Source organism: Lacticaseibacillus salsurae (assembly GCF_045862175.1).
Lineage (GTDB): Bacteria > Bacillota > Bacilli > Lactobacillales > Lactobacillaceae > Lacticaseibacillus > Lacticaseibacillus salsurae.
This window is the reverse complement of sequence record NZ_BAAFZI010000024.1, coordinates 24015-36506: the sequence shown is the minus strand read 5'-3', so window position 1 is coordinate 36506 and position 12492 is coordinate 24015. Positions and strand designations below refer to the sequence as shown.

15 protein-coding genes are annotated in these 12492 nt (G+C 49.2%); 8 read left to right on the top strand and 7 right to left on the bottom strand.

Annotated elements, in window-relative coordinates:
• On the bottom strand, positions 1-135 hold a 135-nt coding region (locus ACKTSG_RS08455), incomplete at its 3' end, for a helix-turn-helix domain-containing protein (RefSeq protein WP_407893796.1).
• A 97-nt stretch (positions 136-232) separates the two neighbouring features.
• On the opposite strand from ACKTSG_RS08455, the gene tnpA reads away from it, so the two are divergent.
• On the top strand, positions 233-694 hold the full coding sequence (tnpA, locus tag ACKTSG_RS08450; protein ID WP_407893790.1) for an IS200/IS605 family transposase: 462 nt from the start codon (positions 233-235) through the stop codon (positions 692-694).
• A 70-nt stretch (positions 695-764) separates the two neighbouring features.
• Positions 765-1283 carry a GNAT family N-acetyltransferase gene (locus ACKTSG_RS08445; protein WP_407893788.1) on the top strand — a complete coding sequence of 173 codons (519 nt, stop codon included), beginning with the start codon at positions 765-767 and terminating at the stop codon, positions 1281-1283.
• 41 nt (positions 1284-1324) lie between these two features.
• On the opposite strand, the gene ACKTSG_RS08440 is transcribed toward ACKTSG_RS08445, so the two are convergent.
• The 5 genes from ACKTSG_RS08440 to ACKTSG_RS08420 are packed head-to-tail and all read right to left on the bottom strand — an operon-like array spanning position 1325 to position 4187.
• Entirely contained in the window at positions 1325-1537 is a 213-nt protein-coding gene (locus ACKTSG_RS08440; RefSeq protein WP_407893786.1) for a hypothetical protein, read from the bottom strand.
• A gap of 56 nt (positions 1538-1593) precedes the next feature.
• Entirely contained in the window at positions 1594-2265 is a 672-nt protein-coding gene (locus tag ACKTSG_RS08435) for a hypothetical protein (protein WP_407893785.1), read from the bottom strand.
• Positions 2265-2963: a hypothetical protein gene (locus ACKTSG_RS08430; RefSeq protein WP_407893783.1), complete on the bottom strand. Its 699-nt coding sequence runs from the start codon at positions 2961-2963 to the stop codon at positions 2265-2267. Before ACKTSG_RS08430 ends, ACKTSG_RS08435 begins: the two co-directional genes overlap by 1 nt.
• Complete coding sequence (locus ACKTSG_RS08425) at positions 2953-3825, bottom strand: ATP-binding cassette domain-containing protein (RefSeq protein ID WP_407893781.1); 873 nt, start codon at positions 3823-3825, stop codon at positions 2953-2955. The genes ACKTSG_RS08430 and ACKTSG_RS08425 overlap by 11 nt, the downstream gene beginning before the upstream one ends.
• Positions 3822-4187, bottom strand: a complete 366-nt coding sequence (locus tag ACKTSG_RS08420; RefSeq protein ID WP_407893779.1) for a GntR family transcriptional regulator — start codon at positions 4185-4187, stop codon at positions 3822-3824. The genes ACKTSG_RS08425 and ACKTSG_RS08420 overlap by 4 nt, the downstream gene beginning before the upstream one ends.
• Before the next feature lie 145 nt (positions 4188-4332).
• On the opposite strand from ACKTSG_RS08420, the gene deoC reads away from it, so the two are divergent.
• Both deoC and ACKTSG_RS08410 read left to right on the top strand, forming a co-directional pair.
• On the top strand, positions 4333-5049 hold the full coding sequence (deoC, locus tag ACKTSG_RS08415; RefSeq protein ID WP_407893778.1) for a deoxyribose-phosphate aldolase: 717 nt from the start codon (positions 4333-4335) through the stop codon (positions 5047-5049).
• A gap of 122 nt (positions 5050-5171) precedes the next feature.
• The gene (locus ACKTSG_RS08410) at positions 5172-5882 is read left to right on the top strand and encodes a GntR family transcriptional regulator (protein ID WP_407893776.1); all 711 of its coding nucleotides are present in this window, start codon (positions 5172-5174) and stop codon (positions 5880-5882) included.
• Here the strand turns inward: ACKTSG_RS08410 and ACKTSG_RS08405 are convergent.
• On the bottom strand, positions 5860-6366 hold the full coding sequence (locus ACKTSG_RS08405) for a methylated-DNA--[protein]-cysteine S-methyltransferase (protein WP_407893774.1): 507 nt from the start codon (positions 6364-6366) through the stop codon (positions 5860-5862). The two genes, ACKTSG_RS08410 and ACKTSG_RS08405, sit on opposite strands and share 23 nt — an antisense overlap.
• Before the next feature lie 64 nt (positions 6367-6430).
• Here ACKTSG_RS08405 and ACKTSG_RS08400 point away from each other — a divergent pair, with 64 nt between their 5' ends.
• The 4 genes from ACKTSG_RS08400 to ACKTSG_RS08385 all read left to right on the top strand — a co-directional run bounded on the left by ACKTSG_RS08400 (position 6431) and on the right by ACKTSG_RS08385 (position 12430).
• Complete coding sequence (locus tag ACKTSG_RS08400; protein ID WP_407893772.1) at positions 6431-7282, top strand: fructosamine kinase family protein; 852 nt, start codon at positions 6431-6433, stop codon at positions 7280-7282.
• Between the two features lie 234 nt (positions 7283-7516).
• On the top strand, positions 7517-9160 hold the full coding sequence (locus tag ACKTSG_RS08395) for a peptide ABC transporter substrate-binding protein (RefSeq protein WP_407893770.1): 1644 nt from the start codon (positions 7517-7519) through the stop codon (positions 9158-9160).
• Between the two features lie 959 nt (positions 9161-10119).
• Entirely contained in the window at positions 10120-11769 is a 1650-nt protein-coding gene (locus tag ACKTSG_RS08390; RefSeq protein WP_407893768.1) for a hypothetical protein, read from the top strand.
• A gap of 19 nt (positions 11770-11788) precedes the next feature.
• Positions 11789-12430: a DNA alkylation repair protein gene (locus tag ACKTSG_RS08385; RefSeq protein ID WP_407893766.1), complete on the top strand. Its 642-nt coding sequence runs from the start codon at positions 11789-11791 to the stop codon at positions 12428-12430.
• The last annotated feature ends 62 nt before the right edge of the window (positions 12431-12492 follow it).

Genomic DNA, 12492 nt, shown 5'->3' with positions numbered 1-12492 from the left:
CATCCCGTTCATCTCGTTATAAACAAACCGGCTGGCGTCACTGTTGAGCTTGATGAGCCGTTTTTGCTCGTTAGACGGGAAAATGCGGACCTTCACCCCGTAGTGGTAAGGCAACTGAGCCATTGTCTGATTCATGTAGTTTCGCCTCCTTACTTGTGCTAAAATGATTATATCATATAAGACACTAAAAAGTATCGAAATCGTTGGTAATATAGCATTAGAAGGAGTACATATGAACAGCAAAGAGGGCAACTTGGACGGTGCAATCCATGAACGCAACTATGTTTACAATTTTCATTTTCACCTTATCTGGGTCACAAAATATCGCAATCCAGCCTTTACAACACCAAAGTTAGTGAATGACATGAAGGCCATCCTTGAAAGGATTGCCAGCCTCAATGGCGTCACTATTGAGCGGATGGAAGTCATGCCTGACCACGTACATTTACTTATCAGCTTCAAGCCAAAGTACACACCAACTACGATTGTTAAAGCATTCAAAGGTGCCTCGGCTCGAATGTTTTTCGACCAGCATCCAGAGGTCAAAGCACAAAAGTTCTGGGGTGGGCACTTATGGTCACACAGCTATTACATGAGCACATTAGGCGACATGAGTAGAGAAGTGGTCGAACGTTACATCGAGAATCAGCGAACAACGCCGGGTGGCAGATACGCCTCACGACGTCAAAAATAGGGCATTCATCTGCCTGATTAAAATCAGGAGATTTCTGCCCTGCTTGTAATTAAAAAGGAGCCAACAGCACATGCGTATCGAACCGATCCAACCCAAGTATTTTGATGAAAGCCAACAAGTCGTCAAAGCTGCTTTTGAAACTGCCAAGCATTCAGACGGCGACGAATTTCAACTGATCAAACGCCTGCGCCAAAGCGCTGATTATCGGCCACAATATGATGCCATTGCGTTAAATGATGCCGGTCAAGTGATCGGCCACGCCATGTTGAGCCTGGCACATGTCGGCCAAACCCCGATTTTCGTCTTAGCGCCATTGGCAGTGCTACCTGCCTATCGAAACCAAGGCGTCGGTGGCGCCTTGATCACCTACTTAGAAGTCACGGCTGGCGAAGATATGCGCCGCGCCATTAGTATTTTAGGCGACCCCAAGTATTATGGCCGCTTTGGTTACACGCCGGCAGCGGATTTTGACATCACCCCACCAGCTGGCATCCCCGCAGAATACTTTTTGATCAAACCGCTATTTGATGGGGCCTTAGCTCATGTCACCGGCGAATTACAATACGCCGCAGAATTTCAACTCGATTAAAAAATGGCATCCGCGATCGGCGGATGCCATTTGTTGTGCGCTTAAACTTTGCGATAACGCCGCATACCGCGCACGTTCAACGCAGTCAAAACCGCTAAGAACGCCAATAAAACGCCAATATCTAAGCCTAAACTTGATAGCTTGGTGCCATCCATAATGATCTGCGTCATCGCGTGTCCGGCATAAGTCAAAGGCAAAATGTAGGAAATATCTTTGACCCAACTTGCCAGTGAATCCAGGTGTAAGTCGTTCATAAGTGAGTTCCAACTCATTTTACTCAAAAAAACGCGCCTGCCACTTGGCAAACGCGTTAATTTCTGGGTTCGAGTACTTGAAATTCATGGCCTAAATACCCCAGCAATCCCACCAAGGCGACTGCCAGCACTGCCGGCCATCCCCAATAAAGCTGGGCTAACCATTGGGTGGCATGCGCGCTTTTTGGTGATTGCACCAGCCAAAACAGCAACACGAATAACACAACGAACAGCCACCAGCGGCTATCAGGCGTCACTTTCATCGTCGCGACTTGGACCAAGATCCCGACTAACGCTGCCACCATCAAGCTGAGTAGTACCAACAAGGCATTGGCGATCAGAACTGAACCGTTGAGCGCGCCGCGATACCCGAGATCTTGGATCAATAGTTGCGGCATCGGCGCAAAATGGGACCAAATGCCTAAAACTGCGGCGACTAAAACCGTGCAACTGACCCATACTAAGATCAGCGCGGAAAAGAAATACCGCCGCGACACGCCAGTTTGCATCGCCAAGTTAAAAGGCCCTTGAGCCGTAAAATAGGCTAATCCCGCAAACACCGCCAGCCAAATTTCGATCGGCATCGGGCCAAAGTCAGCCTTAACGCCAAACCACTGGAAAAACAGCACCCAAGCCACCAACCACAAGCCGATCGCCGCCGGGAAAAAACACACCAATGGCAAGGCGATGCTTTTGAACAGCCGCTGCAAGATCACTTGATTTTTCATCAGCGCCTCCTGATATTTTGCGGGGCATCAAGGTGTTGATACACCAGATAATCGATCAGCCCTAAAACTGCCGTTAAGCCGGCAAAGCCCACTAGTTGCACCCAAGCATGCGTCAAAATCCCAGGCCAAAGCTGTTGGACCCCAAACGCGCCAACCATGCCGATCACCATGATCAGCGGCACGACCATGATCATAAAGATAAACAAAGCCGGTACAACGACTTTACTTGGTAAATAAATGAACCCAACCCCGGCCAAACTCCCGATGGCGACAGCCACCAAACTGAGCAACGTCAAGTAAATCAAGCTGTTGATCATGCCACCAGCAGCCATGAAATGGGGAAAACTCGACACGCGACTCGCCAATTTCACGCCACTGATCTTTAGGACACGCTGAATGAGCAACGCCAACACGCTGAAACTCACCGCGATCACAAAGCCATGTGTCCATTGCGTCAAGATCATGGTTTTGCGACTGGCACCAGTGGCAAAACCAATGCCCAACACTTGTTGGCACCCTATCATGCCTGAGACCCACCCTAACACCATGGCCAAAAACACCCAATTGACGAGGATCGCACCATGGGGGTCATGCCATAACGGCCAGGCGATCTCAACGACCACCAACGTTAACCCCGCAGCAGCTGCTGAAACAAATGTTGTCAAGGAGGTGGCTTTTAACAAGCGACTATATTTCATCATCGCCACCTGACTTTCTCGTCACTTCAATAAACAAACGCTGCAAGTTCATTCCATCTAAGCTCACCCCAGCTGGCAAAGGCCGCTCGAGTGGCGTTTGCAAACAATAAGCCGTCATCATGCCGCCTAAGCGCGTGGTGTGCAAAACCGGCACGCCTTGTAAGTAATCTTGCACCAACGCGGCTGGGCCAGAAACTTGCCGCCCGCGCTGTTGCAACACATCCACATCTTCATCCAATGAGATCTTGCCGTCAGCGAGCACAAACACGTGGTTCAACAACCCAGACACTTCTTCGATCAAATGCGTGGCGATCACAAAGGTGCGCGGCTTGGCAGAAAACGTTTCGGCCAGTTCTTGATAAAACAACTCGCGGTGATTGGCATCTAAGCCTAACACCGGCTCATCCAAGAAAATAAAGTCGCAAGGCACACATAAGGCAATGATCAAATTGGCAATGGTTTGATAACCAGTGGACAGCTTGCGCAATTTACTATGGGTGTCTAAGTCAAACGCCTTGGCCAAATGTGCCGCATAGTCGTCATCAAAATCCCCATACATGGTTTTGATCAACTTGAAGAGTTTGAACACTTTTTCTTCTTGAGGTAACAATTTGGCGGTGCTCATTAAATAAATGCGGTTTTGCGCGCGTTCATTTTCAAACACTGACTCGCCATCTAAAGTCACCGTGCCAGATTTGATCCGAGTGCGGTTGGCGATGATGCGCATCAAGGTGCTTTTACCAACGCCATTGCGGCCTAACAAGCCATAGATTTGATCGGCTTGGATCGCCAAGTTCACATCTTGTAATACCGGCTTTTGCCGATATTTTTTTTGCACGTGAGAAATCGTGATCGTGCTCATTTGTCCCACCTCTTATCGATTGCTTGAAGCAATGCGTCTTTATCCATTCCCAACGCTTTGGCCGCTTGGATCACTGGCTTGAGCGTTTCCCCAAAATCTGCGATCGCCAATTGTTGCAACTTGGCTTTGGCACCTGGGCAAACAAACATCCCGATGCCGCGCTTTTTTTCGATCAAACCGGCTTCCACCAGCACATTCATGCCTTTCAATACAGTGGCTGGGTTGAGTTGATATTGCCGCGCCATCGCTGTGGTCGATGGGACTTGTTCATTTTCTTGAAACGCCCCGCTTAAAATACCGGCTTGCAGTTGCTGTGCCACTTGTTGAAACAGCGGCACCACACTATCCGCATCAAAATGCATGGGTTCACCTCCATTAGTTAGTTACTTGACTAACTAACCTCCGACTTAAAAATACACGGTAACCGTGCAGGTGTCAACGCTAACTTGCAATATTTTTGAAACCGGTTTATATTTTAATATGTAATAACATATAGGAGGACTCACTATGACGGCATATACCTTAGATCAACTGGCACGCTTCGTGGATCACACCAATTTACACGCCGACGCCAGCGACGCAGACATGATCAAATTATGTGATGAGGCCAAAGCCTATCACTTCAAAATGGTGGCGATCAATCAAGTCCAAGCCAAACTTTGTGCCACGCAACTGAAAGGGACTGACATTGATACCGGCGCGGCGATCGCGTTTCCGTTAGGTCAAACTTCAATTGCCGCCAAAGTCTTTGAAACTCAAGATGCGATCGCAAATGGCGCCAATGAAATCGATTATGTCTTAAACATTGGTCGCTTAAAAGCTGGCGACAGCGATTATATCCGCTCGGAAATGACGCAGATCGTGGCCGTTTGTCATGACCATCAGGTGCCGTGTAAAGTGATTTTTGAAAACTGCTATTTAACTGATGCGGATATCATCCGCGCCGCCACCATTGCCAAAGCGGTGCAACCAGACTTTATTAAAACTGCCACGGGTTTTGGTACTGGCGGCGCCACTGTGCATGATGTGCGGTTGATGAAACAAACCGTCGGCGACGTGGTCAAAGTCAAAGCCGCCGGCGGCATTCGGGATGCGGACACGTTCATTGCCATGATCCAAGCAGGCGCTGATCGCATTGGCACCAGTTCTGGCATCAAGATCATCAACGAACTTAAAGCCCGCATGCAGCAAGCCGGTAGTGATCATATCGACATCGACCGCTAACAACAACACTTCGGCTTTGAGTGGCTTTTATCCACCACAGCAAAACGCGGCCACGATGGCAAGATCGTGGCCGTTTTCTTGGGCTGTGCTATAATTATGTCATGACCTAACGGAGGTATCTCATGACCAAACCGAAGTATCAACAGATCCAAGCCGAGCTGCTGGCCCGCATTCAAAATGGCACCTACCCAAAAGGTAGCGTGATCCCCAAAGAACTCGACTTGGCTGACAGTTTCAACGTCAGTCGCCCCACTGTGCGCCAAGCGATCGAAGCGTTGGTCAATGCCGGGTATTTAGAGCGCAAGCGCCGCGTCGGCACCCGTGTTAGACAAACCAAACTGGCACAAGAATTCACTCATGTGATCCGTAACTTCAACAGTGAAATGGCGCAAAATGGCGTCAAAGCGCAAACCTCGGTATTGTATTTTCACGAAGAAGTCGCCGATGGTGAGGTCCAAGCCGCACTACGATTAGACCCAGGCGCCAAAGTGTACAAATTATTGCGGTTGCGCTTTGCTGATGAGCAGCCGGTGGTATTGGTCACCACTTATTTGACCCGCGCTGGGTTGGATGGGTTTGATCAAATCGATTTTACCAAAGCGTCATTATATGAAGAATTAGCCAAACGCGACTTGGCCATCACCCATGTTGACCGTCAATTAGAAGTACTGCCTGCAGACGAAACGACGGCGAGTTTATTGAATATCGAAACCAAGGCGCCGATTTATTATTTTCATACCTATGGCCAAACCAAAAGGCACCAACCGTTGGAATATTCGATCGCCAAATACCGCGGCGACAACAATTACTTCACCATTTCACTTGATCGCTAGCGCCTTCTAATTCAAGTAGCGCTTGTTTGCGCCATAAACCGCCAGCATAACCAGTCGGCTGGTGCGCCGAACCGACTACGCGATGGCACGGCACGATCACGCTGAGGGGATTGTGCCCCACTGCGCCACCGATGCCCCGCGCAGAAGTGTGATGCCCCAATGTCGTTTGCAATTGCATGGCCAACTGTTGGTAGGTCACCACTTGACCTAAAGGAATCGCACACATTGCTTGTTGCACCGCTTGGCGATAAGGCGTGCCGCTGAAATGCAACGCGGGACGTGGCAAGTTGCGACCGGCAAAATAAGCGGCCAACCAATTTTTCGTTTGGCGCAAGACGGCATTGTCGCCAGTGGGGATCGCGCTGAGATCAAACGTTGCGCCAAAATAAGTTTGGCCAACAAACCAAACCCCACATAACGCGTGGTCATTGGCTAATAAGGTCATGGTGTTTAACGGGGAATCAAAAGTCGTTTGTAATAACATTTGCCAATCCTCCTAGATAGCTTCATCATACCCGAACATTTGTTCTTTTGAAAGGAGATCATTCATGAATCCTCAATGGCTTAAAAAGTTGCCGTTACCTGAGATCACAGCGATCAATCCGATCTCTGGCGGTGACGTGAATGCCGCGTATCATCTGCAAACCCGCCAACAAGATTATTTTCTTTTGGTGCAAGCTGGCCAACCGGCAAGTTTTTACGCTGGGGAAGTCGCCGGTTTGCAGGCGTTTGAACAAGCCGATATCACCGCCCCGCATGTGATCGCGCATGGCCAGATCTATGGGGATGCGTATTTGGTGTTGGATTATTTGCCACAAGGGTCGGGTTCGCAAGTTGATTTAGGGCGCTTGGTGGCAAAACTGCATCACGTTGCCAGTCCCAGTGGGCGCTTTGGCTTCAGTCAGCCTTATGCTGGTACCAGCGTCAGTTTTGCCAATGCATGGAGCGATTCTTGGATCCAAAGCTTCGTCAATCAGCGCTTGGATGTGTTAGATGCCAGCTTGTTGACCAAACAGCTTTGGGCAAGCGGCCAACGCGAACAATTTCTCGCCGCTCGCAAGCACATCATTGCAAGCTTACACCAGCACCTTAGCCAGCCGGTGTTATTGCATGGCGATTTATGGTCTGGCAACTTCATGTTTCTTGAAAATGGCCAACCAGCTTTGATCGACCCGGCTGCATGGTTTGGTGATCGCGAATTTGATCTGGCTATCACCACGGTATTTGGCGGCTTTACGCCAGACTTTTACCGCGGGTATCTCAGTGAATTCCCGCTAACTGATGGGTTTGACTATCGGCAGCATTTCTATCGCTTGTATTACTTGATGGTACATTTGGACAAATTCGGCGCAACGTATCAACGCGCCGTCAGTATTGAATTGCAGGCCATCAATAACTAACAGTCGCAAGCATGCGGCTGTTTTTTTATGAGAATGGGAAAAGAATCAAACTTAAAAAATACCACGATTTGTGGAGAAACCGTCAGGAATATCGAGAATAGCTAACACGTGGTTTTGGATTTTAGACTAAAATGAACGATTTGTGACGTTTTTATGGGCGAAAATTTGATTTTGCCATTGACTTTCATTCAATTTTAATCTAAATTGAGTCCATAAACATTAGGGGGCACACTTATGAAAATGAAGAAAGGCATGACGGCCGGCGCCGTATTATTGGCATCTGCCGCTTTACTAGCCGCTTGCGGGAGCAAATCCTCATCAAGCAGCGATTCAAAGAGCGATACTTGGACTCGGATGGTCGGTGACGTTATCGGCACCATGGATCCATCCACGAACACCGATGTTATCGGTGGTCAACAATTAGTCGACACGATGGAAGGTCTTTATCGTTACAATGGTTCCAAGTTGGAACCAGGCTTGGCCAAATCTGTGGTTGAACCAACCAACAATGGTAAAACTTACACATTCCATTTGCGCAAATCGACTTGGTCTAACGGCAAAGCAGTTACCGCCAAAGATTTTGTTTATGGCTGGCAACGCACTGTCGATCCTAAAACCAAGTCTCAATACGCCTATCTGTTTTCTGGCGTGAAGAACGCAGATGCGATCATGGCTGGCAAGGCTAAGCCGTCAACTTTAGGCGTTAAAGCCGTTGACGATTACACCTTACAAGTCAGCTTGGAAAAGGCTTTGCCTTACTTCAACACCATGATGGTCAACCCAGTCTTCTTCCCACAATCAAAAGCAACTGTTGACAAGTATGGCAAGAAGTACGGTTCTCAATCCAAGTACATTTTGACTAACGGCCCTTACACGTTGAAGTCTTGGAACGGTACTGGTAACACTTGGACTGAATCCAAGAACAACAAGTTCTGGGATGCCAAAGACGTCAAGCTCAAGAACATCAAGACCCAAGTGGTCAAGGATCCTTCCACTGCCAACAACCTTTACAAGTCTGGCAAGTTGGATGATGCCGTCTTGTCTGGCGAACAAGCCGCTGTGGCTAAGACCAACAAAGACTATGTCGGCTTGAAGGAATCCGCAACGTTCTACATGGAACTTAACGAAAAGAAAGTGCCTGCCTTCAAGAACCAAAAGATCCGTCAAGCCATCTCCATGGCGATCAACCGTCCACAATACATCAAGAACGTGTTGAAAGATGGTTCCATCTCTGCTAAGACGCTCACCCCTCAAGGTCTCTTCACCGATCCTGCCAACGCCAAGACTGACTTTGCTAAAGACGCTGCTAAAGGCGAAGCCGGCACTTACACCGACTACAACTTAGCCAAAGCCAAGACCTTGTTTGCCCAAGGGATGAAAGAAGCCGGTGTTTCTAGCGTTTCTGTTGCCATGATGTGTGATGATACTGATGCATCTAAGAACACTGCTGAATACCTGCAAAACGCTCTTGAAAAACTTGATGGTTTGAAAGTTTCCATCAACTCTGTGCCATTCAAGACTCGTCTTGCTAACGCGGCTTCTAAGAACTTCGACATGGTCATCTCTGGCTGGTCTGCTGACTTCCCAGATGCCATCTCCTTCCTTGACTTGTTCACTACCGGCAACTCTTACAACGACGGTAGCTGGTCTAACGCCCAATACGACGCTTTGATCGCCAAGTCTAAAGGTGCTGACTCCACTAAGCCAGAAGCTCGCTATAACGACCTTAAGCAAGCTGAACAGATCCTGATGAAGGACCAAGGCGTTGTGCCGATTTACCAACGTGTCTCCGCTCACTTGACTAACCCTGCTTTAAAGGGTGTCACTTACAGCCCAGCCGGCATGTACAACTACATTGGCGCTACGCTGAAGCGTTAATCTAGTTTGAATCAAACACCATCTCTTCGGAGGTGGTGTTTTTTTGCGTTAAAAGGTCAAAATGTCATCACAAATTCGTCACAACTCACCGGTAGTATAAACAACATAGAAATGAGTTACCCCCTTGTTTCTACCCCACTTTTTCATTTTCCAAGTTGCGCCGGTTCCCGCCGACGCAACATCACTCCTCCAAAGTGATAAACCCCAACCTTTTTGCCGCCAAGCCCATGGCGGCTTTTTTTTGATACCAGTGGTTTTCAAAGCGCTTTTAGCCCCAAGGGTAGCCTAGCAAGAGGATTTGAGCCCGCCCTTGGCTCAGGTCCTCTTGCGTAGCTAACCGTAGGGGCGTTGCTTTGAAAACCACGACGACCAGTGCTTGGCAAAGCGCTTTTAGCCCCAAGGGTAGCCTAGCAAGAGGATTTGAGCCCGCCCTTGGCTCAGGTCCTCTTGCGTAGCTAGCCGTAGGGGCGTTGCTTTGAAAACCACGACGATACCAGTGCTTGCCAAAGCGCCCTTAGCCGACCAGGTAGCCTAGCTAAGGAAATTGAACCTGGGTTTGGTTCAGTTTTCTTAGCGTAGCTAGCTGCGCCGGCGTTGCTTTGAAAACCACGACGACACCAGTGCTTGCCAAAGCGCCCTTAGCCGACCAGGTAGCCTAGCTAAGGAAATTGAACCTGGGTTTGGTTCAGTTTTCTTAGCGTAGCTAGCTGCGCCGGCGTTGCTTTGAAAACCACGACGACACCAGTGCTTGCCAAAGCGCCCTTAGCCGACCAGGTAGCCTAGCTAAGGAAATTGAACCTGGGTTTGGTTCAGTTTTCTTAGCGTAGCTAGCTGCGCCGGCGTTGCTTTGAAAACCACGACGACACCAGCACATCCCCGCCTCGACGCTTCAAAATCGGCTGATCGCCGCTACCGTGCTACAATTGACCAATAATATCTTCATTGTGAGGAGGCCTATTTTGACTGCCAAAAAACAAACTTACCGCCATCTTTTCATTTTAGTGTGTCTGGCGATCGTGATCTGCCTGCCTTTTTTAACCATGAACAAGATCTATAACCAAGATGACTTTTTGTTTCATAAAGCGCGGATGCTGGCGTACTACACCTCAGTCACGCAATATCACAACTTCTTGCCGCGCGTATTGCCAACGATGGCTGGCGGGTTTGGCTATGCCATTGATATTTTCTACAATTCATTGGCCTTGTTGCCTTTTGTAGGCTTCAAGGCGCTACTTGGTGGCTTTGTGCTGCCTTACAATTTGTATTTGCTCACCTTGACCATCGCCACTGGGCTGATTGCCTATGCCTGCGCGCGCCAAGTATTTGCTAGCAACCAAGCACTGTTAGGTGCAAGCCTTTATATGGCCAATACTTATCGCTTGATCGATTTGTTTGTGCGTGGCGACCTTGGCGAAAGCTTGGCGATCATGGTGTTGCCACTGGTGGCTCTGGGCTATTATCGTAGCTTACAAGTCCATCCCCATTGGCGCAGCTTGGCGATCGGCATGAGCTTGTTGCTGATCGTGCATCCTTTGTCTGCTGGGATCGCCACCTGCGTGATGATCGCTTTTGACGGCTACCGCATGGTCACACATCAATTCAACAAAACGCAATTTTTCACGCAATGCCGTGCCGCCTTGATGGCTGTGGTGTTGACGTTATTTTTAACTGGGCCGATGTTGGAACAAGCCGCTTACCAAAAGCTTCAGATCAGCCGCGCGCCGTCATTATGGGCGATCGGTGCGAATTTCTCGTTGGCCAAATTGCTCAACAATTCCATCAGCAATGCCAGTGGCGTGTGGGCCCAAATCACCCCTGGCATCGGGCCGCTGGCATTCATGATCATGATCGTGGCCTTGTTGCACGCCAGATCAGCGACCAAAAGCGACCGCCAATTGACGATCGCGACTTGGAGTTTGTTTATTTTATCAAGCAATGTGCTTTTATGGCCCATGCTCCAGCACAGCTTTTTGGCGACGTTGCAGTTTGAATGGCGCTTGTTGCTGGTAGTCTCGTTACTCAGCGCGATTTTGGCAATGCGCGTGATCCAACACCACCAGCTTGCTTGGATCGCCTTGGCAACAGTGCTAGCGGTATCGTTCAACTACGCGGTGGTGTCGCATTTCAAAGCCCAAAGTGGCATCTTAGTGGTCACCGATCACAATGCCAATGTCGCCAACAACGCACTTGGCGGCACGTATGACTATTTGCCCACCAGCGTCAGCGCCACGATCGCCACTGACGCGCATCGCAGCACGTTTGCCAAAGCCGAGTCAGGCATTGCCTTGGCTGGGTTTGGTACCCGCATCGGCCAGCAATCAAACGGCGCTGATGTCGAGCAGATCTCCAACACCTCAAAAAAACCTGGCATCATTTTGTTGCCGAAGATTGCTTATAAAGGCTACATCGTGACCAGCGCCACCAAAACTTACCCCACGCAAAACGTCAACGGGTTATTAGGCGTCAAAGTCGGGCGCGATCACCCGACAGCTTTGATCGTACGCTATCGCGGCACTTGGTTACAACACTTCACCGTCTTGCTTTCAATGCTTGGCGCGTTAGGGTTATTATGGACGTGGTGGCGAGCTGCAAAGGCGCCACGCCAATGACCATTTCACGGAGGCTAGTATGTTTGATCTTCAATTCGTCGGTGACGCTGACACAGCGCGCGCCATGAGCGCTTATATGCGCGATCAATTTCCTTTTGTGGGCTTAAAATCACTAGCGCGCAAAGCCCAAGAAAAGCCACTGTTGCAACAAGCCAAAACCTGGGATCAAGCCCAATTGCTCACAGCATTTGCCGATCTATACGCCAGATCTGAGCGTGAGTATCAATATGCGGCGTTAGATCTGGCCCGCAAATATGCCACTCGCTTTGACTTTGACGGCATCCAAACCTTAGCTGGGTATGTCACAGTCAAACCTTGGTGGGATACCGTCGATAACTTGCGGCCGATTTTTTGGTGCTATTTACAACATCACTATGAAAATATGCCAAAAGTTTGGGCCTTATTTTATGGACAAGAAGACTTTTGGCTGCGGCGCGTGGCGATCACGTTGCAGCTGATGGCCAAATCAGAAACCGACGTCAGACTGCTAACGCAAGCCATCGACTACGATATCGACACTGACGAATTCTTCATTCAAAAAGCGATCGGCTGGGCTTTGCGCCAATATAGTAAAACCGATCCACATTGGGTCAGTGCCTTCATCCAAAGCCGCCCTAACTTGTCCGCATTAGCAGTACGAGAAGCGACCAAATATCTTTGAGAAAATCGCGTTGTTCCCAACTTATCCCTGGGTTTCGTCTAGGCTTGTGGTCGATACTGCGC